Raw genomic sequence first — 17,483 nt, forward strand, 5'->3', positions numbered from 1 at the left:
GTCAGTAATCCAGCGTCAACCGCCCGATAAAGGCCCGTCCGGGTGCCGGGGTAACGCGATTGACAAAGAGGCTGCCGTAATTGAGGTGGTTGGCGAGATTGTAGCCGTTGAGGGAAAGGCGCCAGTGGCGGCTGATCCGGTGCTCGATCATGGCATCGAACTCCACATTGGCCGGCACGCGGGCCGTATTGGCCAGGTCCAGCCAAACCCGCTGCCTCCAGGTCACCCCGCCGCCGACCATCACATTCCAGGGCGTGTTGGGCCACAACCTGTAAGCCGTCCAGAGCGTGGCCTGATTATGCGGCACATACTGCATCATCTTGCCGATCTGGTTGGGAGACTGCGACTTCAGGGTACGGGGATCATACAGGGCGTAAGTTGCTGAAATGTTCCAGTTTCGTGTCGGGTTGCCGCTGACTGAAAGTTCCAGCCCCTGGTTGCGTTGCGTGGCGCCTGTGCTGATGGTCTGCCCCGTTGCCGGATCAGCGCTCAGAGCGTTGTCCTTGGTCAGGCGGAAGAGTGAGGCCGTAAAGCCCATGCGGTCATGAAAAGCGCTGATCTTGGCGCCGAGTTCAAACAGGGTGGCGTGTTCCGGCTTGTTGATCAGCTGACCGGGCGGGCGGATCGGCACAGCGCCGCTGGTCACGTACATGCCGGTCGGGGTGGTTGAAGTGGCATAGGTGAAGTAGTAGGTCTGCCGCGCGGTCGGCATGTACATGAGACTGGCTGTCGGGTTGATGACGTTGGTGGTGTTGTTGAAATGCCTGTTGGGGTCAGCCGGGTTGCCGCCGGTGGCATTGTAGCCGGTCTGCCAACGGTCCCAGCGGAAACCGCCTTTCAGCGACCAGGCCTGCGTGAACCAGATCTGGTCATACAGGAAAATCCCCGCATCGAAGGCATAACCGGAACTGTCGGCTTTCTGGCCCAGGCCGGGCAGATTGACGAGATTCCTCCAGCCCCGTGCGCTGTCACCCCGCACTTTGACAAGCGGGCCGACATCCGCATCAGGGTGGAGCAGATTGGCGGCCGGAATGGGCGTGAGAAACGTGTATTGGTGACGCTGATCATGCACGTATTCAATGTCAAAGCCGCCAACCAGCTGGTGGCGCAGCGGACCGGTGCGGAAATCGTAAACTGTCGAGGCGACGTCCTGAAAAGACCAGCTATCCTGCTTGTAGGGCTGCGGCGCGCCTCCCACATTCTTGCCTGGCCCTCCCCCGCCCGTCGCCCGGCTGACCCAGCCGTCTTGCGGCTCTCCCGCCAGGAGCGCTCTGGCGCAGGCTGCATCACAGGCGGCCTTTGAGGCCTCGAAGTCACGCCCGTATTCCCCGAAGCGCAAATCATTGTGGAAGACCAGATGATCATTGAAACGGTGCTTGAGACGCACTGTTTCCATCGTGTCCTGCGTGCGGTCGTGATCCTGGTCCTTGCCGTACCAGTTGGAACGCGGAATGCCCATCTGCGTGACAGGACGACCTATATGGTCCGCTCCCGGCACGACCGGAACGCCGTAATCAGGCTTCCCGTCACCTGACTGGTGCATGATCTGCAGCAGCAGGGTCGTGTCTGTACCCAAACCGAAGGCCAGAGAAGGCGCGATGCCCCAGCGGTGGGAAAAAACCTTGTCACGTCCCACCACATTGTTGGAATTGGCCACGCCTTCGACCCGGAAGGCGGAGGTGTCGCTCAGTTGCCGGTTGACGTCCACCATGCCACGAAAATACATAGCTGACCCGCCGTCGAAATCAACATGTTCCCTGTTGTTCAGCTGCGGCGTCTTCGTAACGATATTGATGGCCCCGCCCGTGGTGCCATTGCCGAATATTTCAGAAGACGGACCCTTGATGACATTGACAGCCTCATAGTTGAAGCTGTCACGCGTATAGACCCCGAAATCCCGCAGGCCGTCCTCGTAAATATCGTTCTGGGCAGCGAATCCGCGGATGAGAAACTGATCCCCGCTCAGTCCGCCTGCCCCTTCACCCACCGATGAGGTGATACCGGGAACGTTCTTGAGCGCCTGATCGAGCGAACGGACATTCTCCTGCACCATTAGGGCATGGGGAATGACGTCGATCGTGCGGGGGGTATGGAGGATATCCTGCGGCAGGCGGCCCCCCACATCATTGCCTGCCCCCAGAGTGTTGAACGGATGCGCCGTCACATGAATCTGCTCAACGCCGCGTGCCTCCATATTATGGGAAGCATTGTGAGCAGCAGCCCCTGCCTGCGTTCCTGCAACACCCTCCTCACCTGCTTGCGGATGCGCCCGGGCAATGCTCTGAGAGGCCGGAGCTGGCGGCTCTGCTGCGAAAGCACCGAAACCAGCCGTGCCACTGAAGGAGAGAACAGCTGAGACTGGCTTCAGACACCGGCGGATGCAGGAACTCATACAGACTCCGAAGGGGAAGACACCCCCAGGAGGGGTGGAATAAGAGAAAGCCCCTTCAGTTAAATGAGAATTATTCTCATTATCAACGTATAAGCTGACAGAAATATCCTGTCACACCTTCCTCCATGATCGTTATTTCCTGAGGTCGTGTACAGATGCCAGCTTCTGCATCGCTCTCTTCTTCCTGGGGAAAAGGAGATTTTCCCGCTAGACCGCCCGCCCCAGACGCGCCAGATGGCGCTGACACAGCAGAATGTCAGGTGCGCCGCTCTGTTTGCAGGCCAGCTCCAGCGCCTGGGTGGCGGCGGCAGCGCGTTGCAACCCCTCTCCAGACCAGCGCTCCAGAGCCCGCAGAAACATTTCCCTGCGGCGGAAGAAAACCGGCGGACGCAGCGCACTTATCGCCTCCTGCCGTGACTGGCCGGCCTGAACATGCAGCGAGGCCAGCTGCAACCGCTCCAGAACATTCAGCACGACACGGGTAAAGGCAATGGGCGAAGCGCCATCAGCAAAAGCGCGCTCAAGGGCCTGGTCGGCACGCTCGCGCTGACCTGCCAGTGCGGCATAAACCGCTTCCTCCATCGTGCTGCCAGCCGAATCACCGATGCAGTTGCGAACGTCTTCCAGCTCCAGCTGCTCGCCCGGCCGCCCGTAAAGGGAGAGCTTTTCAAGTTCTCCGCGCACCAGGCTCCGGTCTGAGCCGAGATGGGCCAAAAGCCAGGTCATGGCCTCACGCGAAAGACTGATTTTTTCCTGCGCCAGGGCCGAGGAAATAGTCTGGGAAAGGGCACGGCCTTCTTCGGGGTAACAACCGATCGCCGCGACAGCTTTGTTTTTTTCAGCAAAACTTCGCAGCTTGGACCGCGGCGTCAGCCCGGCCGCTTCCAGGATGATCAAGGTATCGCTTTCGCCCTTGAGAACACGTTCAAGTTGGGGGACCAGAGAATCCTGCGCTTCACGAACCCACACTACCCGCCGCCCACCCGTCAGTGACAGGGCGGTCGCCTCCTCTTCCAACCGGTTCTGTTCCTCGCCTTCAAGACACGCCACACGGAAAGGGTCCTTCAGGTCACCCGCCACACTTCGCGCTGCCTGTTGCGCCCGTTCACGGATCAGACCGCTGTCTTCCCCGTAAAGAAGCAGGCCCCGCCATGAACCGACCTCGCCCAGAACCCGCCCGACATTCCGTGTTTCGATTTTCATGTCCCAGGCGCCTTACTGACTGCCCGGCCCTTCAGGCAGCCCGTCCGGCCCCGCATTGTAAGCACCATCCGGCATGGCACCGGAATCAGCACTGCTTCCCCGGGGTTGGCCGGAAGGGCCGTTTCTGTTCCCGCCTGTAGTGCCGTTTCCAAGCGGATGGCCAGGCGTGCCGGCCGGGCCACCGGTGTCGATATCAGGCATGGCGGTCAGGGTAGCATCGGTCGATTGACCGGATGTGCGCCCGGTTGCAGCAGCGGGGAAGCCGTCTGCGCCAAGCTGCTGATAGCGTGCCCCACCACTGCCTGTATCTGCCGCATTGAGATACATTTCAGGATGCGCGGTATCGATGGCGCCAAGCGACTGATGGGAGCGGAACCAGATCGCCACCTGTTCGCTGATCTGGTGGGCGAGGTTTTTTGCCACGCGTTCCGTCCCGGTCTCGGCATTCAGCGTCTGGGCGAAGGTCTGGTCGATCAGGGGGTTGAAGCCATCAAGCGTGGAGGTATGGCCCTGCGCCAGCAACTTCGGATGCACGCCGACCGTGAAAAGCTGCCAATTGGCCGTCCCCAGCATCCGCATGCGGCCTGACGTGTTGTCCTCATGGATGTCAATCGCTTCGAAGGAAACATTGCCCCAGGCATTGAGGGTATAGCCGCTGGGCGGGGCCGAGCTGGGGCCAGCCATTTCCTGCTGCAGGCCAAGCCGCAGGACCTGGCCGAAACGCCCGCCCCCCGTATTGGCGACAAACACGTTCTGCATCTGGGCTGAAACGGTTGAGTTAGTCCCGCGCGCATGGCCGTAAAGCGGTTTGAATCCACATCCCCCCAGCGGAATGCAGACCAGACTGACGCTTGCCAGACCAAGAGCGCGCAGCATCCGCAGCAGATCCCCTGAAACAGACAGGTGAGGCCGGTTTCCGGCCTGGTTTCCAGCTGTCCGACTGCGTTTCATCTCGCCTTCCCCTTCCCTGCCGCCCTTCGGTCGCTGCCTGTCAGCCTTTGACGACGAAATTGATGATGCGGCCCGGCACATAGATCTCCTTGACGATGGTTTTCCCCGCCAGTGCACGCGCAACGTTCGGCTCTGCCCGGGCCAGGGCCAGCACTTCATCACGCGGCAGGTCTGGCGGGCAGGAGATCGTGCCACGCAGTTTGCCCAGCACCTGCACGCCAAGCGTGACGCTGGTCTGAGCCAGCAGGGCGTCCTGGGCCTCCGGCCAGGGGCGTTCAACCACCATGGGACCGTCCGGCTCCAGCACGGCCATCAGCTCTTCGCCCAGATGCGGCATCATCGGCGCAACCAGCTGCGCCAGCACGGTGGCTGCCTCACGGCGCGCAGCCGGCAGACCGTCGCCTTCCTTTTTCTCCGCCTCACCCAGCGCGGAAGCGAGCTCATGCAGGCGCGCCACAGCCACGTTGGGGCTGAAGCCTTCCAGCGCCTCGGTCACCGCGGCAATCGTGCGGTGCGTGGCACGGCGCAGCTCTTCGCCTGCCGGGCCGTGCGCGTTCTGCAGGCCGTCACGTTCCGCCACCGAACGCGTCAGGCGGTAGAGGCGCTGCATGAAACGCGCCGCTGCTGCCACGCCGGCTGCGGTCCACTCCATGTCACGCTCGGGCGGACTGTCGGAGAGGACAAACCAGCGCGCGGTATCAGCCCCGTAACGTTCGATGATCTCCACGGGCGAAACGGTATTACGCTTTGATTTGGACATTTTCTCGGAACGCCCGACCCTGACAGGCGCGCCACTGTCCTTGCGCACGACTGTCCCGTCGCGCTTTTCGACCTCTTCCGGATAAAGCCACTGCTCACCGTCGCGGTAGCTTTCATGGGTGACCATCCCCTGCGTGAACAGCCCGCTGAAGGGTTCGTCCACATCGACATGACCGGTTTCATGCATGGCACGCGTAAAGAAGCGCGCATAGAGAAGGTGCAGGATGGCATGCTCGATCCCGCCGATATACTGGTCAACGGGCAGCCACCCATTGGCTGCGGCAGGCACGGTCGGCGTCGGTGCATGGGGGCTGGTGAAGCGTGCGAAATACCAGGAACTGTCCACAAAGGTATCGAACGTATCGGTTTCCCGGCGCGCAGGCTGGTCACATTGCGGGCAGGTGACGTGCTTCCAGGTCGGGTGGTGGTCAAGCGGATTGCCGGGCCGATCGAAGCTCACATCCTGGGGGAGTTCGACCGGCAGCTGATCTTCAGGTACCGGCACCGCCCCGCAGGTCTCACAGTAGATGATCGGGATCGGACAGCCCCAGTAACGCTGGCGGGAAATGCCCCAGTCGCGCAGGCGCCAGTTGGTAACTGCCTCGCCGGCACCAAGCTCTTGCAGCCGTGCAATCGCCGCCTTACGCGCTTCCTTGGGCTTCATTCCATCCAGAAAACTGGAATTGTAAAGCGTGACCGGGCCGGTCACGGCTTTATCCCCCACCTGGAAGGTCGCCGCATCCTCGCCCTTGGGCAAAAGCACCGAGGGAACAGGCAAATCATATTTCCGCGCAAAGTCCAGATCGCGCTGATCCCCGCACGGACAGGCGAACACGGCGCCCGTTCCGTATTCAGTCAGGACGAAATTGGCAATCCACACCGGCGCGGTCTGTTGGGGATTGAGCGGATTGGCCACGCGCAACCCCGTATCGAAGCCGCGCTTTTCAGCCGTGGCAACAGCTTCCTCCGAAGTGCCCATGCGGCGGCATTCCTCAGCGAAAGCGGCAATTTCCGGATTCGTTTCCGCCAGTTTCCGGGCCAGAGGATGGTCAGCAGCGATGCCGATGAAGCTCAGCCCGAACAACGTATCGGGGCGTGTCGTGAATATCTCGATATGCTGCCCTTCAGGCCCCAGCGCTGCCAGCTCGGCTGGGGGGGACTGCAACGGGAAACGGATTTTCGTGCCTTCAGATTTGCCGATCCAGCGTTCCTGCATGGTGCGAACACGTTCGGGCCAGCGTTCAAGATGTTTCAGGCCCTCAAGCAGGGGCTCGGCAAAATCCGTGATTTTCAGAAACCACTGCGAGAGAAGCCGCTTTTCGATCGGAGCACCTGAACGCCAGCCCCTGCCATCCACGACCTGCTCATTGGCCAGAACGGTGTTGTCGACCGGGTCCCAGTTGACCGAAGCATCGCGTCGTTCCACCAGCCCTGCGCGCAGCATGTCGAGAAAGAGCTTCTGCTGCTGGCCGTAATACTCAGGCAGGCAGGTGGCGATCTCGCGCTTCCAGTCCAGCGAGAAGCCCAGGCGCTGCAAAGTTGTGCGCATGGCGGCAATGTTCTGCATGGTCCAGACGCCCGGATGCACGCCCCGCTCCCGCGCCGCGTTTTCCGCCGGCAGCCCGAAGGCATCCCATCCCATCGGATGCAGCACTGAAAAGCCGCGGGCCCGCTTGTAGCGCGCCACCACATCGCCCAGGGCGTAATTGCGCACATGGCCGACATGCAGCTGGCCGGAGGGATAAGGGAACATCTCCAGCACGTAATATTTCGGCTTATCTGCTGGCGGCACGTCCGGCACGTCGAACACGCCGCTCTCAGCCCAGCGTTTCTGCCAGTAAGGCTCGCGCGCCTGGAAATCAAAGCTTTCCTGCTCCGCGCCCTGAGACTGCGGGGCCCCTGACTGTTTCAGCCCCTCCGGCACATGAGGGAACGAGGTAGAAGGCTTGCTCATAAAAACGCGTCGCATCCGTCAGCGAAGGGAAAAACCGGAAACAGAGCAAACCGAAGACCATCTGTCCCTTCAGCCGCCAGGCGGCGGTCTTTCAGAAAGGGAAACGGTGCCTGCTCCGGAAAAGCGGGGTTATTTGCCGGCCTTGTTCTCAGCACGCAGCTGGCGAGCGCGTTCAAGAATGCGCGCCGTGATGTCAGACACGGTGGTGGGGGCTACCGGCGTATCCTCCCACTCCCCGCTCTTTGTGCGCACCTGACGGAAAATCACCACCCGCAATGCATCGGAACGCAGCTGACGGTCCAGAATATAGGCGGCAATCTTGAACCGCTCTCCCTGCGTGCCCGGGGGTTCATACCAGTCGGTCAGGATCACGCCGCCCTGTGCGTCGGCAGAGGCCAGCGGCATGAAGGAAAGCGTGTCAATCGCGCCGCGCCACAGATAGGCATTCACCCCGCCGCGCAGCTGGTCACTGCCGCCCTGCGCGCCGCGGTCAATGCCGAGCAGGTGATTGCGCGGCTTGGTCAGGGAGGAAGGATCGCGCCCGCCGCCGCAGCCCTGCAGACTGCCCAGCACAACAGTGCTGAACAGAACCAGCCCCGCCAGACGCCCCACCTGCAGCAGGCTGCCACGCCATGACCCGACCTGCCGGTCCGGTGAGTGAAACGGAAGGAAGCGGGCCAGTCGGACCGGCGATTGCCGGAACATCAAAAACTGCTGAGACATGAAAATCCTGAAAGGGCGTTTCTGCAGGGCCGTGCCAGGGCCGGTTCACGAAAGCGCTCCTGGCTGGCTGTCACCGGAGACGACTGGAAAGCCTGCCAACATATCGCGCTCCCCGCCACAGGCCAACCCGTCTTTGCCTGCTTGCAGGATATTAGCACCCACCCTGCATGAGCCCTCTTCTCTCTTGTCTGCAACAGGCGGGCAGGGTAGATACATTGGTCGTGTGTCCACGTAGCTCAGCTGGATAGAGCACAGGATTCCTAAATCAATTGGGCGCCGTGCGCGGGAAACCGCCGTGGTGGATTCGCTCAAATTCGGGGAAAGCTCTGGCCTCCTGGCCGTGCCGATCCCGAGCCAAGCCGGTTCCCGCTCCGACCCTGCCAGATCTCTGGAAGAGTCGCCGGGATCCGGAAGGTGTAGAGACTGAACGGGCGACACCGTCCGGAGGAGGGTTCTCCTTCTCCACGGTGAAGAGACAGTCCAGACCACGAACTTTCCGCCCCTGCCCTTCGGGCGCAAGTGGAAAGGCGGCGAAAGCCGAAGTGGCATGAATCCTGGGGTCGAGGGTTCGAATCCCCCCGTGGACACCAAAAAAGTTTCCAGAACAGTCCATATCAGTATGAGACCCGCAGAAAACTGCGGATTTTTTGTTGTCTCTTGTCTGAATCAGTCTAAGGGTGTCTTAGTGCATCCAGCGCAAAGCTGGGTAAAATCACGGGTATCAAATCGGGTGCTGGGGATAATTACTCCCCGAATTTACCCCTGAATTTTCAAGTTCCTGATGCAACGACGCTATCGGAATAATTTACCTTGCGTCAGGATATTCCGCCTTTTTCCAGGCTTTGAGCTCATCCACCTCGATCCGTGCATCCAGCGCGCCGGGGATTTTCAGGCCCTGCAGGGCTGAAACCAGGGCGCCGACCGGGGCCAGCTCGGGATTGTAGGGCGCGGCCCAGACCAGGTCACGGGCGACACGGCGCTTTTCGGCAGGCGTGCCCTTTTCCAGCAGGTCAATCTGGCTCTGCACACCTTGAGCTCCCATGGAATCGGGGGGCGCATACAATGTGACCAGGCTGGGCGTGATGTTGACGCGCAGTTTCTGCAGCAGCACGCGCTGGCCCTTGAGGCCCTCGGCATACAGGGAAAGAACCGCGAAGACCTTCGGCGCGGCGGAAGATTTGCTGGACTGCGACATGGTATCTTTCAACTTTTCAGGCTGCTCTGGCGGAGGGCGGAATCAGAACGGGCATTCCTCAAAGGCGTGGTTCATCAGGTCGTCATCGTTGATCGGGGCCTGATAGGCTGAGATCATGTCCGGGTCTTCCGCGCTCGTGCCGCCGGCTTCCGAGCAGAGCACGTTCAAGGCGGCTTCCCGGCTTTCAGCAGGACCTGCCCATTGCAGGATGCCCCCATCCTGCGGATAGAGCTCATAGGTCGTAGAGGAAGGATCCGGGGAAGTCATTCGGGGTTCTCCTGCTCACAAGGCTGCAAGACTTTGCCACCAACAATCTTCAGAGCAAAGCCCAACCCGCCTCTCCTGACAAGCCCAATTCTGCCAGGTCCCTCAACCGTTTCGGGGGTCTGGCGCGCGTTCGGAGCCGGTCGGGGCGTTTCCCGCAGGGTGCGTGACACGCTCGTGCAGACCTGATGCCCGGTCCTGTCCAGCCTGCCAGTGACTGTAGCCTGTCATCAGCACCAGGGCGATCAGCAGGCTCAGAAAAGCGAGGAACAGCCCGTAAGCCCCTTTCAGGAGCAGGCGCTGGCGCGGAGAAAGGCGTTCAATGAGGGTGGCCAGCTCTGCTTCTTCTCCGCTCTTCATTGAAGAGGTGGCAGAACCCGTCTTTTCCTCCACCTTTCGCAGCACGGCTTCCCGCAGCGCCTGCAGGGAGGGATCAACCCCCATCGCCTCTGAAAGCCGTTCCTCCAGCTCTTCCTCTCCCGGAGCGCTTGCCCCTGGTTTCGGCAGATCTTCATCGCCATGCTGCTCAGCAATCTGCTTCATTGCGTTACCAGGTTCCTCTGCGGGGGCTTGACGGTTTGTGATTGAGAGCCCGTTGCCCGTTGCCTATGCCTGCACGCCTCATAACACCCCTTTCCCCAGCGCGGAAAAGAGCCGTGCCAAAAGATGCATGAAAGTTGCATCCGGCAGCGGTTTGGGCCCAGGGTAGAGCTTACACTGCTGCCCAGATCGAGCCGCCGCATCAACAGGACCGCCATGACCTCTTCACCTTCCTTTCTCTTCGTCTGCACAGGCAATATCTGCCGCTCCCCCCTGGCGGAACTGGCGATGCGCCAGGAAGCTGAACGGCGCGGGCTGTCGCTGGACATTGATTCTGCCGGCACAGGCAACTGGCATGTCGGCGCACCGCCCGACCACCGCTCACGCGCCATTGCCGAAAAACACGGGCTGACCACCAGAGGCCAGCACGCCCGCCAGGTGAAGCCGGAAGATTTTGACCGTTTCACCCATATCGTCGCGTTGGACAGGTCGCACCTCAAAGCCCTCAAACGCCTCAAACCCGCCCATTCCCAGGCCGAGCTGGTGCTTATGCTTGATGACGTGCCGGGCCGAAAGGGCGACGACGTTGCGGACCCTTATTACGGCACACCTGAAGATTTCGAAACGACCTGGCAGGACGTGACCGCTGGCTGTGCCGCTCTGGCACGCAAGGTGCTGGATTGAACGCCGTTTCCAGCTTTGAACGCCCCCTGCGAAGTTTCGTTGAAAAAAGGATATCTGGCCATGCCCACCACGCCAATCACCCCGATGCCTGCTGAGCAGACCTCCACCGGCCCCAATACCGGTATCGGTCTTCTGGTTCTCGAGACCTTCCCGGAAGATGTCATGGCCCGCCTACGGAAGAGCTTTGACGTGCACAGCTTCACCACTCTCGAAGCCGTCCAGCCTTATGCCGATAGCATCCGTGCCATTGCGACTGGTGGTGGGCCAGGCGTACCCCCCGCTCTCATGGCCATGCTGCCCAATCTGCAGATCATCGCCGTCAATGGCGTGGGAACGGACGCCATTGATCTGGGCGAGGCTGAAGCCCGCGGCATCCGCGTCACTACCACGGCCGGACTGCCCACCAGTGATGTCGCCGACCTGGCCATGGCCCTGACGCTCGATGTCAAGCGTAACATTCTGCCCAATGACCGCTTCATGCGCGAAGGCAGATGGCGTGAGGGGCCGCCGCCTCTGAGCAGCAGCCTGACCGGTTGCCGTATGGGCATTGCTGGGTTCGGGCAGATCGGCCAGGCCATCGGTCGCCGCGCTCAGGCCTGCGAGATGGAAGTGGGCTATTTCAGCCGCCGACCGGTCCAGGAAAACGGCAAGCCTTCTCCCCTTCCCTATTTCCCGGATATTCTGTCGCTGGCCAGCTGGGCGGATGTGCTCATGCTGGTCGTGCCGGGCGGCCCTGCCACCCGCGGCATGGTGAACGCGGAAGTTCTCAAAGCCCTCGGGCCGAACGGATATCTCGTCAATGTCGCCCGTGGCAGCGTGGTGGATGAGCCGGCCCTGATCGAGGCCCTGCGACACAAGACCATCCGCGCCGCAGGGCTCGACGTGTTCTGGAACGAGCCAGATATCAATCCGGCTTTCTTTACCCTAGAGAACACGGTCCTGCAGCCGCATCAGGGTTCGGCGACCGTTCAGACACGTCAGAAGATGGGCGACAATGTCATTGAGAACCTGCTTAATTTCTTTGCAGGTAAACCGCTCCTGACCCCGCTTGTCTGAAAACGCGTTTTTGCTTTCAGCCCTGCCCGCTCAATGAGCCTGAGCGGGCAGGGGAAAACGCCGGATTTTCAGGCGGCAAACTGTTCAGCGATGATGCGCTCCGACAGGGCATGATCAGGATCGAACAGCAGCGTGACTTCCTTGCCCTCAGCGATTTTGACCGTCACTTCCCGCACGTCTCGGACTTCAGTCGGGCCTGCAACGGCTGAAGTCGGGCGTTTATCTGTATCCAGCACCTCAAATCTCACCACTGCATCAGCTGGCAGCAGCGCTCCACGCCAGTGACGGGGATGAAAGGGAGAGATGGGAGTCAGGGACAGGAGATCACTGCCAAGGGGAATGATCGGTCCGTGAACAGAGCGGTTATAGGCTGTCGAGCCCGCAGGAGTTGCCACCAGCACACCATCGCAGGTCAGCTCATCCATGCGGACCCTGCCATCCACTTCAATCCGGATACGGGCACTCTGGCGGGTTTCACGGTAGAGAAAGACATCATTGAACCCCAGTCCGCACTTCTCTTCCCCCCCAACGGTTGTTGCCTGCATGAAAAGCGGGGAAATTCTCGTCGGTTCCGCCTGGGCCAGCCGTTTAGTGAGCCCCGCATCGGCCGGGGGGTTCATCAGGAAGCCGACGGTGCCATAATTCATGCCGTACACAGGCAAAGCATGGTTGAGCGCCAGAATGCGGTGCAGGGTTTCGAGCATGAAGCCATCTCCCCCCAGGCAGACCAGGACTTCCGCCTCCTGCAGGGGCACGTTTCCATAGCGTTCCGCCAGACGATGCAGGGCTTTCTGGGCTTCCTCAGTACGTGAAGCGACGAAGGCGATTTTCATTCGATTCCCTTGCCGATTTCAGAAAACAGCCAGAAGGCGGAAAGACCAGACCCGTTGCCTGACCCCGGTGGCCTAGGTTTTCAGAGCCCCGGATTGACACCGTGAATGATGATGTCATAGGCGGGCGAGCCCGGATAGGCTCCCATATGCACGTCGTGCAAGCTGGGACAGATAGGGGGATTTCCGGCAATGGCCAGCGCCCAGACCTTTTTTCCCTTCAGGGCTTTCAGGCCCAGAACTTTCAGAGGCTGGTCCAGGCGCGGATAGGGCAGCAGAGATTCAGGCAGGACCACATCCGTTCCATCGGTGAACATGAAGCCATCTGGCGTCACGCGACTCACCACGCCGCCGAATACCGGCAACACGTTGACGTCATACTGACAGGGCGCACCCTGGGCCTGCACCCTGCCGACCGATTGGCTGCCAAGCCCTGCCCCCAGCACCAGAAGGCCCAGAAACACGGATACCCTCCGAACGAAACGTCGCCTGCCGACAGGGCGGGAAGCAGACTGAAAACAACTGCAAAACATCTTCTGGCTCATCATGTTTCCCCCTGCTCCCTCATTTATCGACGCAGGCGCCGCCGGCCTCAATGCCGGAAATGTCTCATTCCAGTAAACACCATTGCAATCCCGGCTGCATCAGCTGCGTCAATCACTTCCTGGTCACGAATGGACCCTCCCGGCTGAATGACAGCCGTAGCGCCTGCTTCAATGATGCTCTCCAACCCATCCGCGAAAGGGAAAAAGGCATCCGAGGCAGCGACAGAATTTTCAGTCAGCGCCCCTTCCTTCCCCGCCGCACGGGCGGCATCACGGCTTTTGCGCGCAGCGATCCGGGCGCTGTCAACGCGTGACATCTGGCCGGCGCCAATCCCCACCGTCGCCTGCTCGCGCGCATAGATCACCGCATTGGATTTCACATGCTTAGCCACCCGGAAGGCAAAGAGAAGATCTTCCATTTCCTGCGCAGTGGGCTGGCGCTTGGTAACGACTTTCAGTTCTTTAGGGCGGAGGCGGCCATTGTCGCGCGTCTGGGCCAGAAAACCTCCGGAAACGGAACGCAGGCTCAGCCCGTCGGCAGCGGCATCAGGCATGCCACCCGTCTCGAGAACGCGCAGATTTTTCTTTGCCGATAGCACTTCCCGAGCCTCAGGCGTGATCTCGGGGGCCACAATCACCTCGGTGAAGATCTGACTGATCTTTTCAGCCGTCCTGCCATCCAGAGGGCGGTTCAGCGCCACAATACCCCCGAACGCCGAAACCGGATCGCAGCGCAGGGCTGCCTCCCAGGCTTCCGCCAGGCTGTCCGCACTTGCCACGCCACAGGGATTGGCGTGTTTAACGATCACCACGCTTGGGGCCTGAAACTCGGCTACCGCCTCAAAAGCGGCATCCGTATCGTTGAGGTTGTTGTAGCTGAGCGCCTTGCCCTGGAGCTGGCGGGCCGTTGCCAAGCCGGGGCGCTGACTGCCGTCCCTGTAGAAAGCGGCCTGCTGGTGCGGATTTTCTCCATAACGCAGCAGCGTATCGCGCTGTCCTCCCACCATCAGCACAGGCGGCAGCGTCTGGGGCGTCGCTCCTTCAGCCGTTCGGGTGAACCAGCTGGCGATCATGGTGTCATAAGCAGCAGTATGGGTAAAAGCGGCCGCAGCCCACTCACGTCGCTCTGCCAGGGATGTACCGCCCGTCTGAAGGGCTTCAATAAAGCCCGCATACTGGTCAGGCGCACACAGAACGGCCACGTCCGTGAAATTCTTGGCCGCAGCCCGCAACATGGCCGGGCCCCCGATGTCAATATTCTCCACGCAGGCAGCCTCGTCCGCGCCTGACGCAACAGTGCGGGCAAAGGGATACAGATTGACACAGACCAGATCGATCGGCGCGATATCATGCGCTTCCATCTGCGCGCGGTGTGTCGCCAGATCACGCCGGCCGAGAATCCCGCCATGAATCCAGGGCACCAGCGTTTTGACGCGCCCATCGAGAATTTCCGGAAAGCCGGTATGTTCCGATACATCTTTCACGGGGAGGCCGGCTTCACGCAGAATGTGAGCTGATCCCCCGGTGGAAAGGATCTCGACATTAGCGTCTGCCAACGCACGCCCGAGAGTGACCAGGTCCGTCTTGTCGGAAACCGAAAGCAGAGCCCGCCGGGGCATAAGACGCGGATCAGTCGTCGTGTCTGTTGTCATAGGTCTGAGATATCCCGCCCCTCTTCCCGGCGCAAGACAGCAGAAGCCAGAGAAGCCAGGCCCACACCCGCCTAGCCTCACCCGGAAACGCATGCAGAACAAAAACAGCTCCCGCCACACAGGGCAGGAGCTGCATAGAAACGTTACTGCTCAAGAAGCAGAGAACGCTTATTTCTTCAGGCCAAGGGCCTTTGCGCGCTGAGCGACCACTTCCGGAGACGCATCGCCCGCCGTCAGCCAGGAACCACCGACACAGGCCACGAAGGGCAGAGCCAGCCAATCCTTGTAGGTCTGCTCGGTAATGCCGCCCGTGGGGCAGAACCGCACACCCAAGCTGCCGAATACGGAAGCCAGGCTCTTGAGGCCCGGAATGCCACCATTGGTCATGGCCGGGAAATACTTGAAGCGACGCAGCCCCAGATCAAGCCCGCACATGATGTCACTGGCATTGGCGATGCCTGGCAGGAAAGGAACGCGGTGACGATGAGCCGCTTCCGCCAGCGGACGCGTCAGGCCCGGGCTGACCAGGAACTTGGCGCCGGCCTCGGCAGCCTGCTCCACATGCTGGCCATGCAGAACCGTGCCAGCACCGACGAGCGCTCCCGGCACCTTGGACATTTCACGGATCACTTCAAGGGCGCAGGGCGTCCGCAGGGTCACTTCCAGGGTGGTGACGCCATTGGAAACCAGGGCCTCGGCCAGCGGGCGGGCCAGAGCAACATCCTTGACGACCAGCACCGGCATGATCGGGCAGGCGTCCATGATGGCATCAAGTTCCTTAACGAGATCGGTCATACTGTAAACTCCCCAGAGAAATTATCGCCAACCTTTTCCAGGTCTTCGTCCATGAGCCGCAGCATGGCCGAACCGCCCTCTTCAGGGCATGGCGCGAAGTGGCGCATCATCGCAAACAGTTCACGGCCCGTGCCGATATCCGGCTTGACCGGCGGAACGGCTTCACGCGCATCAAACTCTTTTTTGTCGACCAGGACTTCCAGTTTGCCGGTACGGCCGTCGACACGGATCATGTCGCCGTCGCGCACCTTGGCAAGCGGACCGCCCACCTGCGCTTCCGGCCAGACATGCACCGCGGAAGGCACTGACCCGCTGGCGCCCGACAGACGTCCGTCCGTCACCAGGGCCATATGATAGCCCTTGTCCATCTGCACGCCGAGCACGGGGATCAGCATGTGCAGCTCCGGCATGCCGTTGGCACGCGGCCCCTGATGCAGGACCACCACCACCGTATCCTGATCCAGCTCGCCGTTCTTCTGGGCTGCTTTCACGGCATCCTGCGTATGGAAGACCTTGGCCGGTGCTTCGACGACCAGATTCTGCGGCTCGACGGCACTGACCTTGGTCACACCGCGGCCGAGATTGCCTTCCAGCATCTTCAGGCCACCCGTCTTGCTGAACGGATTGCTGAGCGGACGCAGAACCTCATGGTTCTTGGAAGGCTCGGCCGGCGCATAGACGATGTCCTTGCCCTTGAGGATGGCGCGCTGGGCATAGTCCTTCAGGTTATCGCCATAGACGGTCTTGACATCGGTATGGAGCAGATCGGCACTGATCAGCTCGCTGATGACCGAGGGCACGCCACCTGCCTCGTTGAAGGCGTTGATGTCAGCAGCACTGCTCGGATAGATCTTGGCCAGATCAGGCACCACGTCGGAGAGAAGGTTGTAGTCCTCCCAGTCGATGATGATGCCGGCAGCGCGCGCGATGGCAGGCAGATGGATGGTCAGGTTGGTCGAGCCGCCGGTGGCCATGAGACCGACGATGGCGTTCACGACCGATTTCTCGGTCACCACTTCCGTCAGCGGGCGCGGATTGGCACTGTGCAGACCCATCTCGGCAAGACGGTGGATCGCAGCTCGGGTCAGGCCCTGGCGCAGCGGGGTATTGGTGATGGCAAAAGCGGAATCGGGCATCATCAGCCCCATGAATTCCACCACCATCTGGTTGGTGTTGGCCGTGCCGTAGAAAGTGCAGGTGCCAGGCGCATGATAGGACGCCATTTCGGCATGCATCAGCTCGTTCTCGGACACCTTGCCTTCGATGAAGAGCTTGCGGATCTTCACCTTTTCCTCATTGGGCAGGCCAGACGTCATCGGGCCACCCGGGATCAGCATGGTCGGCAGATACCCGAAGCGCAGGGCCCCCATCAGCAGGCCAGGCACGATCTTGTCGCAGATTCCGAGCAGCGCAGCGGCTTCATACATGCCATGCGACAGGCCCACGGCGGTGGACTGACCGATGACATCGCGCGAAAAGAGCGAAAGGTCCATCCCTTCCTGACCCTGCGTCACGCCGTCGCACATGGCCGGCGCGCCGGCCGCAACCTGGGCGGTCGCACCCACTTCACGGGCGAACAGCTTGATCTGCTCAGGATAATGCTCATAGGGCTGATGGGCCGAGAGCATATCGTTATAGGTGGTGATAATGCCGATATTGGGATGGCGCGGCTTGGGATGGATCAGTTCTTCCTTGATCGCATCGGGTTCGGCAGCCACGGCATGCGCCATATTGCTGCACGACAGGCGCGTACGATTAACACCCTTCTGGCGATTGCGTTCCATCAGCTCCAGGTAACGGCGGCGCGACCCTTTCGACCGCTCGGTCACCCGGGCTGTTACGCGTTCGACAACGGAATTCAGAGACATTGAAAGAAACACTCGCTGTTCGAGGGACGCCCTACAGACAGGAGGGACCATTCCCCCTGAGAGCCTCGGCAT

General features: G+C 61.0%; 15 protein-coding genes. 2 read left to right on the forward strand and 13 right to left on the reverse strand.

Annotation, left to right across the window (positions count from 1 at the left end; genetic code table 11):
• Position 1: 1 nt before the first annotated feature.
• From E3E11_RS01940 to E3E11_RS01975, 8 genes are all read right to left on the reverse strand, one after another.
• Positions 2-2,392, reverse strand: a complete 2,391-nt coding sequence (locus E3E11_RS01940; protein ID WP_141450950.1) for a TonB-dependent receptor — start codon at positions 2,390-2,392, stop codon at positions 2-4.
• A gap of 207 nt (positions 2,393-2,599) precedes the next feature.
• On the reverse strand, positions 2,600-3,595 hold the full coding sequence (gene holA / locus E3E11_RS01945) for a DNA polymerase III subunit delta (RefSeq protein WP_141450951.1): 996 nt from the start codon (positions 3,593-3,595) through the stop codon (positions 2,600-2,602).
• Between the two features lie 12 nt (positions 3,596-3,607).
• A complete protein-coding gene (locus E3E11_RS01950; protein WP_195804971.1) occupies positions 3,608-4,546 on the reverse strand; it encodes a hypothetical protein in 939 nt (312 codons plus the stop codon).
• Between the two features lie 40 nt (positions 4,547-4,586).
• Entirely contained in the window at positions 4,587-7,259 is a 2,673-nt protein-coding gene (leuS, locus tag E3E11_RS01955) for a leucine--tRNA ligase (protein WP_141450952.1), read from the reverse strand.
• Between the two features lie 129 nt (positions 7,260-7,388).
• Complete coding sequence (locus E3E11_RS01960; RefSeq protein WP_231118953.1) at positions 7,389-7,982, reverse strand: DUF3576 domain-containing protein; 594 nt, start codon at positions 7,980-7,982, stop codon at positions 7,389-7,391.
• Between the two features lie 805 nt (positions 7,983-8,787).
• Positions 8,788-9,177 (reverse strand): hypothetical protein, encoded by a 390-nt coding sequence (locus tag E3E11_RS01965; RefSeq protein WP_141450953.1) that lies wholly within the window; start codon positions 9,175-9,177, stop codon positions 8,788-8,790.
• A gap of 42 nt (positions 9,178-9,219) precedes the next feature.
• Entirely contained in the window at positions 9,220-9,444 is a 225-nt protein-coding gene (locus E3E11_RS01970; RefSeq protein WP_141450954.1) for a hypothetical protein, read from the reverse strand.
• Positions 9,445-9,546: 102 nt separating this feature from the next.
• Complete coding sequence (locus E3E11_RS01975; protein WP_141450955.1) at positions 9,547-9,984, reverse strand: hypothetical protein; 438 nt, start codon at positions 9,982-9,984, stop codon at positions 9,547-9,549.
• 213 nt (positions 9,985-10,197) lie between these two features.
• Here E3E11_RS01975 and E3E11_RS01980 point away from each other — a divergent pair, with 213 nt between their 5' ends.
• Positions 10,198-10,665 (forward strand): low molecular weight protein-tyrosine-phosphatase, encoded by a 468-nt coding sequence (locus E3E11_RS01980; RefSeq protein WP_141450956.1) that lies wholly within the window; start codon positions 10,198-10,200, stop codon positions 10,663-10,665.
• Between the two features lie 60 nt (positions 10,666-10,725).
• Positions 10,726-11,721, forward strand: coding sequence for a 2-hydroxyacid dehydrogenase (locus E3E11_RS01985; protein ID WP_231118954.1), 996 nt, complete (start codon positions 10,726-10,728; stop codon positions 11,719-11,721).
• A gap of 68 nt (positions 11,722-11,789) precedes the next feature.
• Here the strand turns inward: E3E11_RS01985 and E3E11_RS01990 are convergent, their stop codons facing one another.
• From E3E11_RS01990 to edd, 5 genes are all read right to left on the reverse strand, one after another.
• Positions 11,790-12,554: an NAD kinase gene (locus E3E11_RS01990; RefSeq protein ID WP_141450957.1), complete on the reverse strand. Its 765-nt coding sequence runs from the start codon at positions 12,552-12,554 to the stop codon at positions 11,790-11,792.
• Between the two features lie 80 nt (positions 12,555-12,634).
• Complete coding sequence (locus E3E11_RS01995; protein ID WP_231118955.1) at positions 12,635-13,015, reverse strand: hypothetical protein; 381 nt, start codon at positions 13,013-13,015, stop codon at positions 12,635-12,637.
• 128 nt (positions 13,016-13,143) lie between these two features.
• Complete coding sequence (gene purH / locus E3E11_RS02000; RefSeq protein ID WP_141450958.1) at positions 13,144-14,748, reverse strand: bifunctional phosphoribosylaminoimidazolecarboxamide formyltransferase/IMP cyclohydrolase; 1,605 nt, start codon at positions 14,746-14,748, stop codon at positions 13,144-13,146.
• Between the two features lie 168 nt (positions 14,749-14,916).
• Positions 14,917-15,543 carry a bifunctional 4-hydroxy-2-oxoglutarate aldolase/2-dehydro-3-deoxy-phosphogluconate aldolase gene (gene eda / locus E3E11_RS02005; protein ID WP_141450959.1) on the reverse strand — a complete coding sequence of 209 codons (627 nt, stop codon included), beginning with the start codon at positions 15,541-15,543 and terminating at the stop codon, positions 14,917-14,919.
• Positions 15,540-17,411, reverse strand: coding sequence for a phosphogluconate dehydratase (edd, locus tag E3E11_RS02010; protein WP_141450960.1), 1,872 nt, complete (start codon positions 17,409-17,411; stop codon positions 15,540-15,542). Before edd ends, eda begins: the two co-directional genes overlap by 4 nt.
• Positions 17,412-17,483: the final 72 nt, after the last annotated feature.

The sequence above is a fragment of the Oecophyllibacter saccharovorans genome, assembly GCF_006542375.1.
Lineage (GTDB): Bacteria > Pseudomonadota > Alphaproteobacteria > Acetobacterales > Acetobacteraceae > Oecophyllibacter > Oecophyllibacter saccharovorans.

Excerpts from the sequence above, each read along its gene's own strand:
- E3E11_RS01940 (WP_141450950.1), bottom strand. The coding sequence starts at position 2,392 with ATGAGTTCCTGCATCCGCCGGTGTCTGAAGCCAGTCTCAGCTGTTCTC.
- holA (WP_141450951.1), bottom strand. The coding sequence starts at position 3,595 with ATGAAAATCGAAACACGGAATGTCGGGCGGGTTCTGGGCGAGGTCGGT.
- E3E11_RS01950 (WP_195804971.1), bottom strand. The coding sequence starts at position 4,546 with ATGAAACGCAGTCGGACAGCTGGAAACCAGGCCGGAAACCGGCCTCAC.
- leuS (WP_141450952.1), bottom strand. The coding sequence starts at position 7,259 with ATGAGCAAGCCTTCTACCTCGTTCCCTCATGTGCCGGAGGGGCTGAAA.
- E3E11_RS01960 (WP_231118953.1), bottom strand. The coding sequence starts at position 7,982 with ATGTCTCAGCAGTTTTTGATGTTCCGGCAATCGCCGGTCCGACTGGCC.
- E3E11_RS01965 (WP_141450953.1), bottom strand. The coding sequence starts at position 9,177 with ATGTCGCAGTCCAGCAAATCTTCCGCCGCGCCGAAGGTCTTCGCGGTT.
- E3E11_RS01970 (WP_141450954.1), bottom strand. The coding sequence starts at position 9,444 with ATGACTTCCCCGGATCCTTCCTCTACGACCTATGAGCTCTATCCGCAG.
- E3E11_RS01975 (WP_141450955.1), bottom strand. The coding sequence starts at position 9,984 with ATGAAGCAGATTGCTGAGCAGCATGGCGATGAAGATCTGCCGAAACCA.
- E3E11_RS01980 (WP_141450956.1), top strand. The coding sequence starts at position 10,198 with ATGACCTCTTCACCTTCCTTTCTCTTCGTCTGCACAGGCAATATCTGC.
- E3E11_RS01985 (WP_231118954.1), top strand. The coding sequence starts at position 10,726 with ATGCCCACCACGCCAATCACCCCGATGCCTGCTGAGCAGACCTCCACC.
- E3E11_RS01990 (WP_141450957.1), bottom strand. The coding sequence starts at position 12,554 with ATGAAAATCGCCTTCGTCGCTTCACGTACTGAGGAAGCCCAGAAAGCC.
- purH (WP_141450958.1), bottom strand. The coding sequence starts at position 14,748 with ATGACAACAGACACGACGACTGATCCGCGTCTTATGCCCCGGCGGGCT.
- eda (WP_141450959.1), bottom strand. The coding sequence starts at position 15,543 with ATGACCGATCTCGTTAAGGAACTTGATGCCATCATGGACGCCTGCCCG.
- edd (WP_141450960.1), bottom strand. The coding sequence starts at position 17,411 with ATGTCTCTGAATTCCGTTGTCGAACGCGTAACAGCCCGGGTGACCGAG.